This window comes from Cedecea davisae (assembly GCF_044095835.1).
Taxonomy (GTDB): domain Bacteria; phylum Pseudomonadota; class Gammaproteobacteria; order Enterobacterales; family Enterobacteriaceae; genus Cedecea; species Cedecea davisae.
On record NZ_CP172054.1, the window covers coordinates 4,747,536 to 4,764,810 of the forward strand.

A 17,275-nucleotide genomic window follows, 5' to 3' on the forward strand; every position below is an offset into this window, starting at 1 on the left:
TCGCGCGGCGGCGGTGTGTATAATATGCCGGTAGACGCTCTTCCTTTTATGCATACCGACTAAGTTAGAACTCATGGCTCAAGGCACGCTTTATATTGTTTCCGCTCCAAGTGGCGCGGGTAAATCCAGCCTCATCCAGGCTTTGTTAAAGACACAACCGCTGTACGACACGCAGGTTTCCATCTCTCATACCACTCGCGGTATGCGCCCGGGTGAAAACCACGGCGAGCACTATTTCTTTGTGGCTAAAGATGAATTCCGGCAGATGATTGCTGAAGATGCTTTCCTCGAACATGCGGAAGTATTTGGCAACTATTACGGTACTTCACGCCGCGCAATTGAAGACGTGCTGGCGACGGGCGTGGATGTGTTTCTGGATATCGACTGGCAGGGCGCACAGCAGATTCGTCAGAAAATGCCTCAGGCCCGCAGCATCTTTATTCTGCCACCGTCAAAAGACGAGCTGGACAGACGCCTGCGCGGCCGCGGTCAGGACAGCGAAGAAGTGATTGCAAAACGCATGGAACAAGCCGTTGCGGAAATGAGTCACTATGCGGAGTATGATTACCTCATCGTTAATGATGATTTTGATACCGCGCTGTCTGATTTAAAGATAATCATTCGTGCCGAGCGTCTACGAATGGGTCGCCAAAAGATGCGACATGACGCTTTAATCAGCAAACTATTGGCAGACTGACACCAGTTTCAGTATCATGCCCAGTCATTTCTTCACCTGTGGAGCATTTTAATTATGGCACGCGTAACCGTTCAGGACGCAGTAGAGAAAATTGGTAACCGTTTTGACCTGGTACTTGTCGCCGCGCGTCGCGCTCGTCAGATGCAGGTTGGCGGTAAAGATCCGCTTGTACCGGAAGAAAACGACAAAACGACCGTTATCGCACTGCGCGAAATCGAAGAAGGGTTGATAACCAACCAGATCCTCGATGTGCGTGAGCGCCAGGAACAGCAAGAGCAGGAAGCCGCAGAACTGCAGGCCGTTACTGCTATTGCTGAAGGTCGTCGTTAATTAGCCCGCGGGTAGCCCTTGTATCTGTTTGAGAGCCTGAATCAGCTGATTCAAAACTATCTGCCCGAGGAGCAAATCAAGCGCCTTCGGCAGGCATACCTTGTCGCGCGTGATGCTCACGAGGGACAAACTCGTTCAAGCGGTGAACCCTATATCACCCATCCGGTAGCCGTCGCCTGCATTCTGGCCGAGATGAAACTCGACCATGAAACGCTAATGGCGGCGCTGCTGCATGATGTGATTGAAGACACCCCTGCCACCTACCAGGATATGGAACAACTGTTTGGCAAAAGCGTTGCCGAGCTGGTGGAAGGGGTCTCTAAGCTAGACAAACTGAAGTTCCGCGATAAGAAAGAGGCGCAGGCCGAAAACTTCCGCAAAATGATCATGGCGATGGTGCAGGACATCCGCGTCATCTTGATCAAGCTCGCAGACCGCACCCACAATATGCGAACCCTGGGTTCACTGCGCCCGGACAAGCGCCGCCGCATTGCCCGTGAAACCCTCGAAATCTACAGCCCGCTGGCCCACCGCCTTGGTATTCATCATCTGAAAACCGAACTGGAAGAGCTAGGCTTTGAAGCGCTTTACCCGAACCGTTACCGCGTAATTAAAGAAGTGGTAAAAGCGGCGCGCGGTAACCGCAAAGAGATGATTCAAAAAATCCTCTCAGAAATCGACGGACGTTTGCAGGAAGCCGGTATTCCATGCCGCGTCAGCGGTCGCGAAAAACACCTTTACTCCATTTACTGCAAGATGACGCTCAAAGAGCAGCGTTTCCATTCAATTATGGACATCTACGCTTTCCGCGTAATCGTTCACGATATGGATACCTGTTACCGCGTACTCGGGCAGATGCACAGCCTCTATAAACCGCGTCCAGGCCGGGTTAAGGACTATATTGCCATTCCAAAAGCGAACGGCTATCAGTCCCTGCACACTTCAATGATCGGGCCACACGGCGTGCCGGTTGAAGTGCAAATCCGTACCGAAGATATGGATCAGATGGCGGAAATGGGGGTTGCTGCGCACTGGGCTTATAAAGAGCAGGGCGAAAGCAGCACAACCGCACAAATCCGCGCCCAGCGCTGGATGCAAAGCCTGCTGGAGCTTCAGCAAAGCGCAGGCAGCTCGTTTGAATTTATCGAGAGCGTAAAATCCGATCTGTTCCCGGATGAGATTTACGTTTTCACCCCGGAAGGCCGCATCGTGGAGCTGCCTGCGGGCGCAACGCCGGTGGATTTTGCCTATGCGGTTCATACCGACATCGGCCATGCCTGCGTAGGCGCACGCGTAGACCGCCAGCCTTATCCGCTGTCACAGTCGCTGACCAGCGGCCAGACTATCGAAATCATCACCGCGCCGGGCGCACGCCCGAATGCCGCGTGGCTCAATTTTGTCGTCAGCTCCAAAGCACGCGCCAAAATTCGCCAGATGCTGAAAAACCTCAAGCGCGACGACTCCGTCAGCCTTGGGCGTCGCCTGCTCAACCATGCGCTGGGCGGCAGCCGCAAGCTTGCCGAGATCCCGGCCGAGAACGTTCAGCGCGAGCTGGAACGCATGAAGCTGGCGTCTCTTGACGACCTGCTGGCAGAAATCGGCCTCGGCAACGCGATGAGCGTGGTGGTGGCAAAAAACCTTCAGGGTGAAGCTCCGGTCACCTCACAACCCGGCTCGGCGACGACGTCAACCCACAGCAACTTGCCAATCAAAGGCGCTGACGGCGTACTGATTACCTTCGCCAAGTGCTGTCGCCCTATCCCGGGAGATCCTATCGTTGCTCACGTCAGCCCTGGAAAAGGGTTGGTTATCCACCATGAGTCCTGTCGAAATATTCGTGGCTACCAGAAAGAGCCTGAGAAGTTTATGGCGGTAGAGTGGGATAAAGAGACCGAGCAGGAATTCATTACCGAGATCAAGGTGGACATGTTCAACCACCAGGGCGCGCTGGCCAACCTGACTGCGGCTATCAACACCGCGGGTTCTAATATTCAGAGCCTGAATACCGAAGAGAAAGACGGCCGCGTTTACAGCGCCTTTATTCGACTGACCGCCCGGGACCGCGTCCATCTGGCAAACATCATGCGCAAGATCCGCGTGATGCCGGATGTGATTAAAGTTACCCGCAACAGAAACTAGTGTTATGAATCCTCAACGTTATGCGCGTATTTGCGAGATGCTCGCCAGACGCCAGCCTGACCTGACCGTTTGCATGGAGCAGGTGCACAAGCCCCATAACGTCTCCGCAATAATTCGTACCGCCGATGCCGTCGGCGTGCATGAAGTGCACGCGGTCTGGCCGGGAAGCCGTATGCGCACCATGGCCTCCTCGGCCGCGGGCAGCAACTCGTGGGTAGAAGTGAAAACCCACGCCACCATCGGCGAAGCCGTTAGCCAGCTAAAAAGCAGCGGTATGCAAATTCTGGCAACCAACCTTTCCGACAAAGCCGTAGATTTCCGCGAGATAGACTATACGCGCCCAACCTGCATTCTGATGGGCCAGGAAAAAACCGGTATTACCGCAGAAGCGCTGGCTCTCGCAGACCAGGACATCATTATTCCGATGACGGGCATGGTGCAGTCGCTCAACGTCTCCGTCGCTTCCGCGCTGATTCTTTATGAAGCCCAGCGCCAGCGTCAGAACGCAGGTATGTACCAGCGCGAAAATAGCGCACTGCCGGAAGCCGAGCAGCAAAGACTGTTATTTGAAGGCGGTTACCCGGTGCTGGCGAATGTGTCCCGCCGCAAAGGCCTGCCTTACCCACATGTGAATCAGCAAGGTGAGATAGAAGCTGATGCCGCATGGTGGGCAACGATGCAGTCCGCGGAGTAAGCCATGAAAGGCCGCCTGCTGGATGCCATACCGTTAAGCACGCTTGCCGGAGTGGGTGCCAGCCAGAGCGGAAAGCTGGCCAAAATTGGCCTGCACACCCTCCAGGATCTGCTGCTTCATCTGCCTCTGCGTTACGAAGACCGCACCCATCTTTATTCGATTAACGACCTGCTACCCGGCGTTTACGCCACGGTGGAAGGCGAAGTGCTGAACTGCAATATCACTTTCGGCGGCCGCCGCATGATGACCTGCCAGATAAGCGACGGCACCGGCATACTGACGATGCGTTTCTTCAACTTCAACGCGGCGATGAAAAATAGCCTTGCCACCGGCAAGCGCGTACTAGCTTACGGCGAGGCCAAACGCGGTAAATATGGCGCGGAGATGATCCACCCGGAATACCGTATTCAGGGCGACCTGAGCACTCCTGAGCTACAGGAAACGCTAACCCCTGTTTATCCGACAACCGAAGGTATTCGCCAGGCCACGCTGCGTAAGCTAACGGACCAGGCGCTTGAGTTACTGGATACCTGCGCCATTACCGAACTGCTGCCTACCGAGCTGAGTCAGGGCATGATTAGCCTGCCCGAAGCCCTGCGTACTTTGCACCGGCCTCCGCCGGACATGAAGCTTGCCGACCTCGAAACCGGTAAACACCCTGCTCAGCAGCGCCTCATTCTGGAAGAGCTGCTCGCCCACAACCTGAGTATGCTCGCTCTGCGAGCCGGGGCGCAGCGCTACCATGCCCTGCCGCTAACCAATCACGACGAGCTAAAAAATGGGCTGCTGGCGGCGCTGCCGTTTAAACCAACCGGGGCGCAGGCGCGCGTAGTCGCTGAGATAGAGCAGGATTTAGCGAAGGACGTGCCGATGATGCGCCTGGTACAGGGTGATGTTGGCTCAGGCAAAACGCTGGTTGCCGCGCTTGCCGCGCTGCGGGCTATTGCGCACGGCAAACAAGTTGGCCTGATGGCCCCCACCGAACTGCTGGCAGAGCAGCACGCCAATAACTTCCGCCAGTGGTTTGCTCCGCTGGGCATAGAAGTGGGCTGGCTGGCCGGGAAGCAGAAAGGTAAAGCGAGGATTGCGCAACAGGAAGCCATTGCCAGCGGCCAGGTTTCTATGGTGGTGGGTACTCACGCTATTTTCCAGGAACAGGTACAGTTTGCCGGCCTGGCGCTGGTTATCATTGATGAACAGCACCGCTTTGGCGTTCACCAGCGCCTTGCGTTGTGGGAAAAAGGCCAGATACAGGGCTTCCACCCTCATCAGCTGATCATGACCGCCACGCCTATCCCACGCACCCTGGCGATGACCGCATACGCCGATCTTGATACCTCGATTATTGACGAGCTGCCGCCGGGCCGCACGCCGGTTACCACGGTGGCAATAGCCGATACGCGCCGCAATGAAATTATCGAACGAGTGCGCAGCGCCTGCCGCGATGAAGGCCGCCAGGCCTACTGGGTTTGTACCCTGATAGAAGAGTCGGAGCTGCTGGAAGCCCAGGCGGCAGAAGTGACGTGGGAAGAGCTAAAAGGCGCATTGCCGGAGCTTAACGTCGGCCTGGTGCACGGCCGCATGAAGCCGCAGGAGAAGCAGGCGGTTATGCAGGCCTTTAAGCAGGGCGAACTGCATCTCCTGGTTGCGACGACGGTCATCGAAGTCGGCGTGGACGTGCCCAATGCCAGCCTGATGATCATCGAAAACCCGGAGCGTCTGGGTCTTGCGCAACTCCACCAGCTTCGCGGTCGCGTTGGCCGAGGCGCGGTTGCTTCCCACTGCGTACTGCTTTATAAATCGCCGCTGTCGAAAACCGCCCAGCTGCGCCTGCAGGTGCTAAGGGACAGTAATGACGGTTTCGTTATCGCGCAGAAAGATCTCGAAATCCGGGGGCCAGGCGAACTGCTCGGCACCCGCCAGACCGGCACCGCTGAGTTCAAAGTTGCCGACCTGCTGCGGGACCAGGGGATGATCCCGCAGGTTCAGCGCCTGGCGCGCCATATTCATGAGCGCTATCCCGAGCAGGCTCTGGCGCTCATCGAGCGATGGATGCCGGAAACCGAGCGTTATTCAAACGCTTAGCCAAACAGCGGCAGCATCAGGAACAGCTTGATAACGACCGCGTTTACAATATCGATAAAGAACGCCCCGACCATCGGCACCACCAGAAACGCCATATGCGAAGGGCCAAAACGCTCGGTAATAGCCTGCATGTTAGCAATCGCCGTTGGCGTTGCGCCCATACCAAATCCGCAATGCCCCGCAGCCAGCACCGCCGCGTCGTAGTTTTTGCCCATCAAACGCCAGGTGACAAAGATGGCATACAGCGCCATAAACAGCGTTTGTACCGCCAGAATGGCCAGCATCGGCAGCGCGAGGGAAGCCAGCTCCCAGAGCTTGAGGCTCATCAACGCCATCGCCAGGAACAGCGACAGACTGACGTTGCCGAGTACCGAAACCGCACGTTCGAATACACGATAAAAGCCCATAATTGCCAGCGCATTGCTGAGGATCACGCCGACAAACAGCACGCAGACAAACGTCGGCAGCTCAAACGCCGTACCTTGCAAAAGCCCGGCCACGACACGCCCTGCCGTCAGGCATATGGCTATCAGGGCGATGGTTTCTATCAGCACCAGGGAAGTTATCACGCGGCCAACGTCAGGCTTTTCAAAAGCCCCCGGGATCTCATTGTCTTCCGGCGCACCGTTTGGCGTTGAGGAGTGCTTAACCAAATAGCGGGCAACCGGGCCGCCGATTAAACCGCCCAGAACCAGACCAAAGGTTGCACAGGCCATGGCCACTTCCGTCGCATTCTGGAAGCCATAGCGCTCGGTGAACAGCTTGCTCCATGCCGCCCCCGTACCGTGGCCGCCGGAAAGCGTAATCGAACCGGCAAGCAGTCCCATCAACGGATCTAATCCCAACATGCTTGCCATACCGATACCGATGGCGTTTTGCATCACCAGCAGCCCGACGACGACAAACAGGAAAATTCCCACCACTCTTCCGCCCTTGCGCAAACTGGCGATATTAGCGTTAAGCCCGATAGTGGCGAAGAATGCGAGCATCAGGGGGTCTCTGAGGCTCATATCAAACTCAATTTCCCAGCCCATGCTTTTTTTCAGCACCAGCAGCGCAACGGCTATCAGCAAGCCACCGGCGACCGGCTCAGGAATGGTGTACTTCTTTAGAAAGGGGACCGAATGGACCATTTTTCGCCCCAGCAGTAAAACAAGCGTGGCGGCGACCAGAGTAGAAAGCGTATCAAGATGAAACATTGCAGTGCTCCTTTTTGCGCATGCCTGACAGCGCGCTTGATTATCCTTTGCTGTTATTTCCCCTCTTTGGGAAATCAGCTGCCATATTTTAACCAAAAACAGGGTGAAAGTTATAACTAACGGCAGAGTTATGAAATTTCACTCTTATTGACTTTTACTGGCAATCGTTTGCTTTTGCCGCCCAGTCCGTTAAAATCAGCGCTTTTCCAGCCACGAGATAACCTCTGATGTCCGTAAATGCCGTCGAGTCAGAAAATGCGCAACCGGTTGCGCAGACTCATCCGAGCGAACTGATCTATCGCCTTGAAGACCGCCCGCCGCTTCCGCAAACGCTTTTCGCCGCCTGTCAGCACCTACTGGCCATGTTTGTTGCGGTTATTACTCCGGCGCTGCTGATTTGCCAGGCATTAGGATTACCGGCATCAGACACTCAGCACATCATCAGTATGTCGCTGTTCGCCTCCGGCGTAGCCTCAATTATTCAAATCAAAGCCTGGGGGCCGGTTGGCTCTGGCCTGCTGTCGATTCAGGGAACCAGCTTTAACTTTGTTTCACCGCTGATTATGGGCGGTATGGCGCTGAAAAACGGCGGTGCCGACGTGCCGACAATGATGGCCGCGCTGTTCGGTACTTTGATGCTCGCCAGCTGCACGGAAATGGTTATTTCCCGCGTATTGCATCTCGCCCGCCGCATCATTACCCCGCTGGTTTCCGGCGTGGTGGTCATGATTATCGGCCTGTCGCTGATTCAGGTCGGGCTGACCTCCATCGGCGGCGGCTATGGTGCGATGGCCGATCACTCTTTTGGCGCGCCTAAAAACCTGCTGCTGGCCGGAGCCGTGCTGTTGGTCATCATTCTGCTTAACCGCCAGCGTAACCCTTACCTGCGCGTAGCCTCGCTGGTTATCGCGATGGCCGTCGGCTATCTGCTGGCCTGGGCACTCGACATGCTGCCTGCCAGCACCGCACCGACCAATACCAGCCTGATTACGGTTCCAACGCCGCTGTATTACGGCCTGGGCATTGACTGGAGCCTGCTTATCCCGCTGATGCTGGTATTTATGGTGACTTCGCTGGAAACCATCGGCGATATTACCGCCACCTCAGACGTTTCAGAGCAGCCGGTTTCCGGCCCGTTGTATATGAAACGCCTCAAGGGCGGCGTGCTGGCAAATGGCCTGAACTCCTGCGTTTCGGCGGTGTTCAACACCTTCCCCAACTCCTGCTTCGGCCAGAACAACGGCGTGATTCAGTTGACCGGCGTAGCCAGCCGCTACGTGGGCTTTGTGGTGGCGCTGATGCTGATTGTGCTCGGCCTGTTCCCGGCGGTAAGCGGCTTCGTGCAGCATATCCCTGAGCCGGTGCTCGGCGGCGCAACTATCGTCATGTTCGGGACTATCGCCGCCTCCGGCGTGCGCATCGTCTCCCGCGAGCCGTTAAACCGCCGCGCTATTATGATAATTGCCCTGTCTCTCGCCGTGGGTCTTGGCGTATCACAGCAGCCGCTGATTTTGCAGTTCGCGCCTGACTGGATGAAAACTCTGCTCTCTTCAGGTATCGCCGCCGGCGGTATTACGGCCATCGTTCTGAACCTGATTTTCCCGCCGGAAAAAGAGTAATATCCTCACGCGCCGGCGATCTTTTTGCCGGCGCGAAACCTCCTCTGACAATCCCTTCCTTGAGCTAAAGCGGTAAATGGGGCATAACACCCTTACCGAAACTTCATGGGACGGAAGACAATGAAATTTCTCGGAAAGCTAATTCTTGCTCTGCTGGGCCTGGTGATTCTGGCGCTGGTCGCCTTTTATATTTTGTTGCAGACCCGCTGGGGCGCGAGCCAAATCAGCAGTTGGGTGAATGAAAAGAGCCAGTATCACCTCTCGTTTAATGAGATGGAGCACAGCTGGTCTTCTCCCACTCATCTGGTGTTTCATAACGTCACATTTGGCCGGTCCGGCCAGCCCGCCACGCTGGTGGCAAAGAATGTGGATATTGGGCTGAGCACGCGCCAGTTCTCACAACCCTTCTACGTTGACACCATTTTGCTGCAACAGGGCACGCTAAACCTCAGCGCCAGCGCCGTTCCGCTGCCTCTGGATGCGGACAAGCTCCAGCTTCAGGATATGGCTATTAACAGCCCGGGCAGCGAATGGAGCCTCAGCGCCCAGCGCGTAGAGGGCGGCGTCTCTCCGTGGCAACCGGAAGCGGGCAAGGTTCTCGGAAATAAAGCCAATATCGCCTTTAGCGCTGGCTCGCTGACGCTCAACGGCATAAACGCCAGCAATGTATTGCTCCAGGGGGCGCTGGACAACGATCGGGTCACGCTGACGACTATCGGGGCGGATGTTGCTCGCGGCTCCCTGACGGGGAGCGCACACCGTAACGCCGATGGCTCCTGGCAGGTTGGCAGCCTTCGGCTCAACGATATTCGACTGCAAACCGCCTCGTCGCTCACCGATTTTCTCGCGCCGGTCACGTCGGTTCCTTCTCTCAAAATAGATCGACTGGAAATCACCGATGCCCGTCTGGAAGGAAAAGAGTGGGCGGTAAACGACCTGGCTCTCAGCTTGCGCAATCTCACGCTGGCCAACGGTGGCTGGCAGAGCGATGACGGCCAGCTATCGATGAACGCCAGCGAATTTATTAACGGCTCTCTGCATTTGCAGGATCCGATTGTGAATGTCGATTTTGCTCCAGAGGGCGCCACGCTGCGCCAGTTCAGCTCGCGCTGGGAAGGCGGCCTGGTTCGCGCTTCCGGCCAGTGGCTGCGCGACGGCAACCGGGCTCTGGTGGACGAAGCCGTGATTAGCGGTCTCGAATATACTCTTCCAGCAAACTGGAAGGCGCTGTGGATGGAGAAACTGCCTGACTGGCTGAGTTCTGTGACGGTGAAAAAATTCTCGGCTAACCGCAACCTGATTATTGATATCGATGCTAACTGGCCGTTCCAGCTAACCGGGCTTGACGGAACGGCCACCAATATTGAGCTGGTGCGGGAGCATCAGTGGGGAATTTGGGCGGGCAATGCGTCGTTCAATGCCGCCGCCGCGACGTTTAATCGCGTTGATGTCCGCCGCCCGTCCATTTCGCTGAATGCCAGCCAGAATCAAATTGCGATAAACGAGATTAGCGCCTTTACCGGTAAAGGATTACTCGAGGCAACGGCAAACGTGAGCCAGACGCCTCAGAGGGCGGTGAGCGTTAACCTGAAGGGCCAGAGCATACCGGTTAACGTGCTTCAGGCATGGGGCTGGCCTGCGCTGCCGCTCGAGGGTGACGGTAATTTACAGCTCTCGGCAAGCGGAAATCTGGCGGCAGACGCGGCCCTGAAGCCGAGCGTTAACGGGAGCCTGAAGGCCACCGACGCCGGTGGGAAACAAATCCAGCAAACGATGCATAACGGAGTAGTCCCCGGCGCATAAACTGCGCGCCGGATGTTTATTCCTCTTCGTTGCCGCCCTCTTCCAGAGGGCCGAACGGTTTGGCGGGCAGCACCATGTAAACGCCCTCAAATACCGCGCCGAGGGTGTCATTGCCGTAGAGTTCGACTTCCAGCACGACCCGAGCTCTGCGGCCACGAGCCAGCCTGTCGAGATCGCCGCTTAACGATCCCAGGCTCGCACTCGCCCCCGGTTTTCCGGAGATCGGTTTGCTATAACGGATATGTGCGTCGGCCAGAATAATGGTGCCGCCAAGATGGCGCTCACGAAGCATCAGCCAGATAAGCCCCCAGCCGGTTAAAGTGGCCAGCGAAAACAAACTGCCAGCAAACAGCGTATGGTGCGGGTTTTGGTTGCCGGTTTCCGGCATGGTGGTAATAAATTTCTGCCCGGTGTACTGCTGAATGCGCACGCCCATTTTTTCGCTAAGCGGGATATGCTCATACCAGGCCTGCTGAAGCTGGCCACACCAGTCCGCGCGATGCAAAATATCGTCAAGCGTCGCTACCGGCTTAATCATCAGAAAGTGGCGCACCGGCGTGGTTTGCGGCGTGGTAATTTCGCCCTGATTGACGAAGCCCAGCTTGGCGAAAAATGCGACCGCGTCTTCCCGGGCGCTACAGGTTACGCGCTTAACGCCCTCCTGACGTGCAACGGACTCCAGCGTCATCGCCACCAGCGTGCCCAGCCCCTTATCCTGAACCGAAGGATGCACCGCCATAAAGCGAATAGCCGCTTCGTTATCGGCGTTAATATAGAGGCGGCCTACCGCAACGGTATTGCCCTCTTCATCCACCACCATTTGATGATGCGCCATCGCATCCCATGCGTCTCGCTCGGAGCCTTTTGGCTGATGCAGCGGTTTACGCAGCATCTCCCAACGGAACTGGTAATAACGGTCGAGTTCTTCTTCTGTTTGGGGCACACGGAGGTGATACATACATTGCTCTCTCGTTGCGCGGGCCGGGTGGCGAAGGTTTACACCTGCAGCCAGAACGTCACCGGCCCATCATTAATTAGCGAAACCTGCATATCGGCGGCAAAGCGCCCGGTTGAGGTTTCAATCCCCTGCTGTTTGCAGCGCTCAACAAAGTATCCATAAAGGGCCTCAGCCTGCTGTGGTGCCGCCCCCCCGGAGAAACTCGGGCGCATACCGCGCTCGGTATCTGCCGCCAGGGTAAATTGAGAAACCACCAGCAGACTGCCTCCGGCCTGCTGAACGTTCAGGTTCATTTTGCCCTGCTCGTCGCTGAAAATTCTGTAGCCCAGCACCCGCTCGCAGAGGCGGTTGGCTTTTTGCTCGTTATCTTCTTTTTCGACACCCAACAAGACTAAAAGTCCGGGGCCGATTTCGCCCGTCACCTCACCCTCCACGGTGACGCTGGCACGGGTTACGCGCTGAATTAATGCAATCATGGTTGTTCCAGTTCTTCCTGCTCTGCCTGTTGCCGCAAGTGGCGATAGTCGCCCAGCGTGGCGGTAATTTCCGCGCCCAGCAATACAATACACCAGGTCCAGAAGACCCAGACAAATAATATGGGGATCACCGCCAGTACGCCGTAAATCAGTTGGTATGACGGAAACATTGTGATGTAGAGGGCAAAGCCTTTTTTACCCAGTTCAAACAGCAGCGCGGCGACCAGCGAACCTATCATGGCATCCTTTGCCGGTACGCTGGTGGTCGGCACAAGGCTGTAGAGTAGCCAGAATGAGAGCCAGGAGAGCAGCAGCGGAAAGACGCGTAATACCTCGTCCAGGACGCTATTCAGCTCGGAAGCCCAGCGCAGGGAGAGCAGATATGAGCTGATAGCCAGGCTGGCCCCGGCCAGCAGCGGCCCGAGCGTAAGGATCATCCAGTAAATGGCAAACGAGTAAACTTTTGGCCGAGCACGCTTGCTACGCCAGATGGTATTCAGGGCGCTGTCTACGGCATACATCAGCAGCAATGAGGTGACGATCAGCCCAATTGCGCCAACGGCGGTCATTTTGTTGGAGTTGGCAACGAACTGTTCAATGTAGCGCTGAATAACGTCGCCCGTTGCCGGCATAAAGTTGGTAAAAATAAAGTGGCGCAGCTGGACGCTGATATCGGCAAACATCGGAAATGCGGCAAACAGCGCAAAGACCACCGCCACCAGCGGGACCAAAGAAAGCAGCGAGACGTAGGCAAGGTTACCCGCAAGCGTGGTCATATTGTCCTGGTCGATGCGCTGCCAGAGCAGTTTTGCCCAGGCTAACAGAGGCCGGAGGCGATGAGTGGTTTTGCGATGAACCCTTTTTATCATGCTTTTTTGCTGAACCAGTCGGGGATGGTATTTTTATCGGTCACCAAAATAGAGGTGATACCAAGCTTCTGCGCGCCGTTGATGTTATCGACATTATCGTCAAAAAATACCGCCTTATCAGCCGCAAAGCCCTCTTCTTCCAGCACCTTGAGATAAATTTCCGCATCAGGCTTACGCATGCCCATCTCCTGGGAGAGATAGATTTTATCCGCCGACTGGGCAACTTCCGGGTACTCATCCGGCCAGAAGCCGGTATGCAGGCGGTTGGTATTGGAGAGCACCACCACGCGATGCCCCTGCTCGCGCAGCGTCTGCATCACGGTAATCGTCTCTTTACGCAGCCCGACGAAGATGGCCTGCCAGCCCGCGGCAAACTGCTCGTAGCTCAGCGCAACATCCATTTCATGGCACAGCCTTTCGGCAAAAACTTCATCGGTAATCTGCCCGCGCTCGTGCTGATGGAAGGTCTCTCCCATTGCAAAGCTCTTTTGCAGGTTGGCTAACGGCACCCGGCTGTAATCACTCCAGACGCCAAGCACTCGATTAAAGTCGATATCAACGATGACGTTACCTAAATCAAAGATATACAGCATGCGCACCTCCTTTCCGACATGGAGAAATAACTGTAGCGGGAAAGGGCGGCTTTGACTATCAGAGGAAGGCGAGGATGAGCATTCTGCGAGACATAAAACAAAAAAAGCCCCGCCTTTTCAGGCAGGGCTTCACTTGACGTCAGAAAAGAAACTTAAGCTTCTTTGCTGCCACGGCCCGCACGTTTGCGGTCGTTTTCAGTCAGATGGCGCTTACGAATACGCACGGACAGCGGAGTAACCTCTACCAGTTCGTCGTCATCGATGAACTCCAGAGCCTGCTCCAGGGTCATTTTCTGAGCTGGAACCAGGGTGGTCGCTTCGTCAGTACCGGAAGCACGCATGTTGGTCAGTTTCTTACCGGTCAGGCAGTTTACAGTCAGGTCGTTAGAACGACTGTGAATACCGATGATCTGGCCTTCATAAACTTCAGCACCGTGGCCCAGGAACAGCTTACCGCGATCTTGTAAACCGTACAGAGCAAACGCAACCGCTTTACCCTGACCGTTAGAGATCAGTACGCCGTTCTGACGCTGGCCCACTTCGCCCTGACGGATATCGTCATAGTGGCTGAAGGTGGAGTACAGCAGACCGGTACCGGAAGTCATGGTCATGAATTCGTTACGGAAGCCAATCAAACCACGGCTTGGGATAACGTAATCAAGACGCACGCGGCCTTTGCCGTCCGGATTCATGTTTTTCAGGTCGCCTTTACGCTCACCGAGTGCCTGCATCACAGAACCCTGATGCTGCTCTTCGATATCCAGCGTCACGTTCTCGAATGGCTCTTGTTTACGGCCATCGATTTCGCGGAAGATAACTTTCGGACGGGATACCGCCAGCTCGAAACCTTCACGACGCATGTTTTCGATAAGAACGGAGAGGTGCAGTTCGCCACGACCGGATACGCGGAATGCATCCGCATCTTCGGTTTCTTCAACGCGCAGTGCAACGTTGTGTACCAGCTCTTTGTTCAGACGATCCAGAATCTGACGAGAGGTCACGAACTTACCTTCTTTACCGCAGAACGGAGAGGTATTTACGTTGAAGAACATGGAAACGGTTGGCTCATCAACGGACAGCGCCGGCAGCGCTTCAACATTTTGCGGGTCGCAAATGGTGTCGGAGATGTTCAGCTCGCCCAGGCCGGTGATGGCGATGATATCGCCCGCTTCGGCTTCGGTAGACTCGATACGCTCCAGGCCCAGGTGGGTCAGAACTTTACCGACTTTACCGTTACGGGTTTTCCCTTCGCTATCAATGATAGTGATCTGCTGGTTTGGCTTCACTTTGCCGCGTTTGATGCGGCCGATGCCGATAACGCCAACATAGTTGTTGTAGTCCAGCTGGGAAATTTGCATCTGCAGCGGACCATCACGGTCAACGCTTGGCGCCGGTACGCGATCGACAATAGCCTGGTACAGCGGGGTCATGTCCGCCGCCATATCATTGTGATCCATACCCGCGATGCCGTTCAGCGCGGATGCATAAATAATTGGGAAGTCGAGCTGCTCGTCGGTCGCATCCAGGTTAACGAACAGGTCGAAGACCTGATCAACAACCCAGTCAGGACGCGCGCCAGGACGGTCAACTTTGTTGATAACCACGATCGGCTTCAAACCATGGGCAAACGCCTTCTTGGTTACGAAGCGCGTCTGCGGCATTGGGCCATCCATTGCGTCAACCACCAGCAGAACGGAGTCTACCATGGACATTACGCGTTCAACTTCACCACCGAAGTCGGCGTGCCCAGGGGTATCAACGATGTTGATACGGTAGTCATTCCATTTGATAGCGGTGTTTTTAGCGAGGATGGTAATCCCACGCTCTTTCTCCAAATCGTTGGAGTCCATCACGCGTTCAGTAGCTTCAGCACGTTCGTTACTGAAAGTACCGGATTGCTGCAGCAGCTTATCAACCAGGGTAGTTTTACCATGGTCAACGTGCGCGATGATGGCGATATTACGCAGATTTTCGATCACAACTTTGCCTCAGGCATTAGAAATAGCGCGTTATTGTACACGTATTAATCGAAGGACAGAACAGGATCACAAAGAACCTTTACAAACAATGTAGAAAGTAAGGGTTTGTGATCGCTTTCACGGAGCTAAAAAGGGAGCCATAACGTAAATTGCACCAATATGGTGCTCTGGCATGATGCTGAGGCACTATATTGGTGCAATTTATTCATCCTGGTGCAGCCCTTTTGCACTATGGTGTGCATGATAGCGCCTTTTTAGGGTGATTTAAAAGTTGGCACAGATTTCGCTTTAAAGATTTTATGGCGAAAAGCCACATTAAGAAGTGTTTGATTACCTCGTACCACGACGACAACGACCAATCCGGGAGAGTTTAAGTATGTCCGCTGAACACGTTTTGACGATGCTGAATGAGCATGAAGTGAAGTTTGTCGATCTGCGTTTTACCGATACCAAAGGTAAAGAACAGCACGTCACTATTCCTGCTCATCAGGTAAATGCTGACTTCTTCGAAGAAGGCAAAATGTTTGACGGCTCCTCGATTGGTGGCTGGAAAGGTATCAACGAATCCGACATGGTGCTGATGCCTGACCCAACTAGCGCCGTGATTGATCCGTTCTTCGCGGACTCTACCCTGATTATCCGCTGCGACATTCTCGAGCCAGGCACCATGCAGGGCTACGACCGTGACCCGCGTTCCATCGCGAAACGCGCTGAAGACTACCTGCGCGCTACCGGCATCGCAGACACCGTTCTGTTCGGGCCAGAGCCAGAGTTCTTCCTGTTCGACGACATTCGCTTCGGCAGCTCCATCTCCGGCTCCCACGTTGCTATCGATGATATCGAAGGCGCATGGAACACCGGCACCAAATACGAAGGCGGCAACAAAGGTCACCGTCCTGCTGTTAAAGGCGGTTACTTCCCGGTTCCACCGGTAGACTCCGCGCAGGACCTGCGTTCTGCTATGTGTCTGACCATGGAGCAGATGGGCCTGGTTGTTGAAGCTCACCACCACGAAGTAGCAACTGCTGGTCAGAACGAAGTGGCTACCCGCTTCAACACCATGACCAAGAAAGCAGACGAAATTCAGATCTACAAATATGTCGTACATAACGTTGCTCACGCCTACGGCAAAACCGCGACCTTCATGCCAAAACCAATGTTTGGCGATAACGGTTCCGGCATGCACTGCCACATGTCCCTGTCCAAGAACGGCGTTAACCTGTTCTCCGGCGACAAATATGCTGGCCTGTCTGAGCAAGCGCTGTACTACATCGGCGGCGTAATCAAACACGCTAAAGCGATTAACGCCCTGGCTAACCCGACCACCAACTCCTACAAGCGTCTGGTCCCGGGTTATGAAGCACCGGTTATGCTGGCTTACTCCGCCCGTAACCGTTCTGCCTCTATCCGTATTCCTGTCGTAGCGTCCCCGAAAGCACGTCGTATCGAAGTGCGCTTCCCGGACCCGGCTGCTAACCCGTACCTGTGCTTTGCAGCGCTGCTGATGGCTGGTCTTGACGGTATCAAGAACAAAATCCATCCGGGCGAAGCAATGGACAAAAACCTGTACGACCTGCCGCCGGAAGAAGCAAAAGAGATCCCACAAGTTGCTGGCTCTCTGGAAGAAGCACTGAACGCGCTGAACGAAGACCGCGAGTTCCTGACCGCGGGCGGCGTATTCACCGACGACGCTATCGATGCTTACATCGCACTGCGTACCGAAGAAAACGACCGCGTGCGTATGACTCCGCACCCGGTAGAGTTTGAGCTGTACTACAGCGTCTAATTGAAGTTGTTTTTTGTTGCCGTGGAAACTTTAGCCCATCTTCGGATG

Annotated in this window: 14 protein-coding genes; 8 read left to right on the top strand and 6 right to left on the bottom strand. The window is 55.3% G+C overall.

Annotated elements, in window-relative coordinates; translation table 11 throughout:
• Positions 1 to 73 precede the first annotated feature (73 nt).
• The 5 genes from gmk to recG are packed head-to-tail and all read left to right on the top strand — an operon-like array spanning position 74 to position 5,945.
• Entirely contained in the window at positions 74 to 697 is a 624-nt protein-coding gene (gene gmk / locus ACG1VR_RS22720) for a guanylate kinase (RefSeq protein WP_016538872.1), read from the top strand.
• A gap of 54 nt (positions 698 to 751) precedes the next feature.
• Positions 752 to 1,027 (top strand): DNA-directed RNA polymerase subunit omega, encoded by a 276-nt coding sequence (gene rpoZ / locus ACG1VR_RS22725; protein ID WP_008457417.1) that lies wholly within the window; start codon positions 752 to 754, stop codon positions 1,025 to 1,027.
• An 18-nt stretch (positions 1,028 to 1,045) separates the two neighbouring features.
• A complete protein-coding gene (spoT, locus tag ACG1VR_RS22730; protein ID WP_216375914.1) occupies positions 1,046 to 3,166 on the top strand; it encodes a bifunctional GTP diphosphokinase/guanosine-3',5'-bis pyrophosphate 3'-pyrophosphohydrolase in 2,121 nt (706 codons plus the stop codon).
• Positions 3,167 to 3,170: 4 nt separating this feature from the next.
• Positions 3,171 to 3,860, top strand: a complete 690-nt coding sequence (trmH, locus tag ACG1VR_RS22735; RefSeq protein WP_039898992.1) for a tRNA (guanosine(18)-2'-O)-methyltransferase TrmH — start codon at positions 3,171 to 3,173, stop codon at positions 3,858 to 3,860.
• A 3-nt stretch (positions 3,861 to 3,863) separates the two neighbouring features.
• Positions 3,864 to 5,945 carry an ATP-dependent DNA helicase RecG gene (gene recG / locus ACG1VR_RS22740; RefSeq protein WP_395489841.1) on the top strand — a complete coding sequence of 694 codons (2,082 nt, stop codon included), beginning with the start codon at positions 3,864 to 3,866 and terminating at the stop codon, positions 5,943 to 5,945.
• Here the strand turns inward: recG and gltS are convergent.
• Entirely contained in the window at positions 5,942 to 7,144 is a 1,203-nt protein-coding gene (gene gltS, locus ACG1VR_RS22745) for a sodium/glutamate symporter (RefSeq protein ID WP_016538868.1), read from the bottom strand. The two genes, recG and gltS, sit on opposite strands and share 4 nt — an antisense overlap.
• A 227-nt stretch (positions 7,145 to 7,371) precedes the next feature.
• Between gltS and ACG1VR_RS22750 the strand changes: the two genes are divergently transcribed.
• Both ACG1VR_RS22750 and ACG1VR_RS22755 read left to right on the top strand, forming a co-directional pair.
• Complete coding sequence (locus tag ACG1VR_RS22750; RefSeq protein WP_016538867.1) at positions 7,372 to 8,763, top strand: NCS2 family protein; 1,392 nt, start codon at positions 7,372 to 7,374, stop codon at positions 8,761 to 8,763.
• A 120-nt stretch (positions 8,764 to 8,883) separates the two neighbouring features.
• A complete protein-coding gene (locus ACG1VR_RS22755; protein WP_395489842.1) occupies positions 8,884 to 10,566 on the top strand; it encodes an AsmA family protein in 1,683 nt (560 codons plus the stop codon).
• 16 nt (positions 10,567 to 10,582) lie between these two features.
• Here the strand turns inward: ACG1VR_RS22755 and fabY are convergent, their stop codons facing one another.
• From fabY to typA, 5 genes are all read right to left on the bottom strand, one after another.
• The gene (fabY, locus tag ACG1VR_RS22760; protein WP_016538865.1) at positions 10,583 to 11,524 is read right to left on the bottom strand and encodes a fatty acid biosynthesis protein FabY; all 942 of its coding nucleotides are present in this window, start codon (positions 11,522 to 11,524) and stop codon (positions 10,583 to 10,585) included.
• 38 nt (positions 11,525 to 11,562) lie between these two features.
• Positions 11,563 to 12,000 carry a D-aminoacyl-tRNA deacylase gene (dtd, locus tag ACG1VR_RS22765; RefSeq protein WP_395489843.1) on the bottom strand — a complete coding sequence of 146 codons (438 nt, stop codon included), beginning with the start codon at positions 11,998 to 12,000 and terminating at the stop codon, positions 11,563 to 11,565.
• The gene (locus ACG1VR_RS22770; protein WP_227319111.1) at positions 11,997 to 12,869 is read right to left on the bottom strand and encodes a virulence factor BrkB family protein; all 873 of its coding nucleotides are present in this window, start codon (positions 12,867 to 12,869) and stop codon (positions 11,997 to 11,999) included. The genes dtd and ACG1VR_RS22770 overlap by 4 nt, the downstream gene beginning before the upstream one ends.
• Complete coding sequence (gene yihX / locus ACG1VR_RS22775) at positions 12,866 to 13,462, bottom strand: glucose-1-phosphatase (RefSeq protein ID WP_016538862.1); 597 nt, start codon at positions 13,460 to 13,462, stop codon at positions 12,866 to 12,868. Before yihX ends, ACG1VR_RS22770 begins: the two co-directional genes overlap by 4 nt.
• Before the next feature lie 152 nt (positions 13,463 to 13,614).
• On the bottom strand, positions 13,615 to 15,441 hold the full coding sequence (typA, locus tag ACG1VR_RS22780; RefSeq protein ID WP_016538861.1) for a ribosome-dependent GTPase TypA: 1,827 nt from the start codon (positions 15,439 to 15,441) through the stop codon (positions 13,615 to 13,617).
• A gap of 376 nt (positions 15,442 to 15,817) precedes the next feature.
• Between typA and glnA the strand changes: the two genes are divergently transcribed.
• Positions 15,818 to 17,227 (top strand): glutamate--ammonia ligase, encoded by a 1,410-nt coding sequence (gene glnA / locus ACG1VR_RS22785; protein WP_016538860.1) that lies wholly within the window; start codon positions 15,818 to 15,820, stop codon positions 17,225 to 17,227.
• The last annotated feature ends 48 nt before the right edge of the window (positions 17,228 to 17,275 follow it).

Bases quoted from the DNA above. Each gene is read 5' to 3' on its own strand.
- gmk (WP_016538872.1), top strand. From the start codon at position 74: ATGGCTCAAGGCACGCTTTATATTGTTTCCGCTCCAAGTGGCGCGGGT.
- rpoZ (WP_008457417.1), top strand. From the start codon at position 752: ATGGCACGCGTAACCGTTCAGGACGCAGTAGAGAAAATTGGTAACCGT.
- trmH (WP_039898992.1), top strand. From the start codon at position 3,171: ATGAATCCTCAACGTTATGCGCGTATTTGCGAGATGCTCGCCAGACGC.
- recG (WP_395489841.1), top strand. From the start codon at position 3,864: ATGAAAGGCCGCCTGCTGGATGCCATACCGTTAAGCACGCTTGCCGGA.
- gltS (WP_016538868.1), bottom strand. From the start codon at position 7,144: ATGTTTCATCTTGATACGCTTTCTACTCTGGTCGCCGCCACGCTTGTT.
- ACG1VR_RS22750 (WP_016538867.1), top strand. From the start codon at position 7,372: ATGTCCGTAAATGCCGTCGAGTCAGAAAATGCGCAACCGGTTGCGCAG.
- ACG1VR_RS22755 (WP_395489842.1), top strand. From the start codon at position 8,884: ATGAAATTTCTCGGAAAGCTAATTCTTGCTCTGCTGGGCCTGGTGATT.
- fabY (WP_016538865.1), bottom strand. From the start codon at position 11,524: ATGTATCACCTCCGTGTGCCCCAAACAGAAGAAGAACTCGACCGTTAT.
- dtd (WP_395489843.1), bottom strand. From the start codon at position 12,000: ATGATTGCATTAATTCAGCGCGTAACCCGTGCCAGCGTCACCGTGGAG.
- ACG1VR_RS22770 (WP_227319111.1), bottom strand. From the start codon at position 12,869: ATGATAAAAAGGGTTCATCGCAAAACCACTCATCGCCTCCGGCCTCTG.
- yihX (WP_016538862.1), bottom strand. From the start codon at position 13,462: ATGCTGTATATCTTTGATTTAGGTAACGTCATCGTTGATATCGACTTT.
- glnA (WP_016538860.1), top strand. From the start codon at position 15,818: ATGTCCGCTGAACACGTTTTGACGATGCTGAATGAGCATGAAGTGAAG.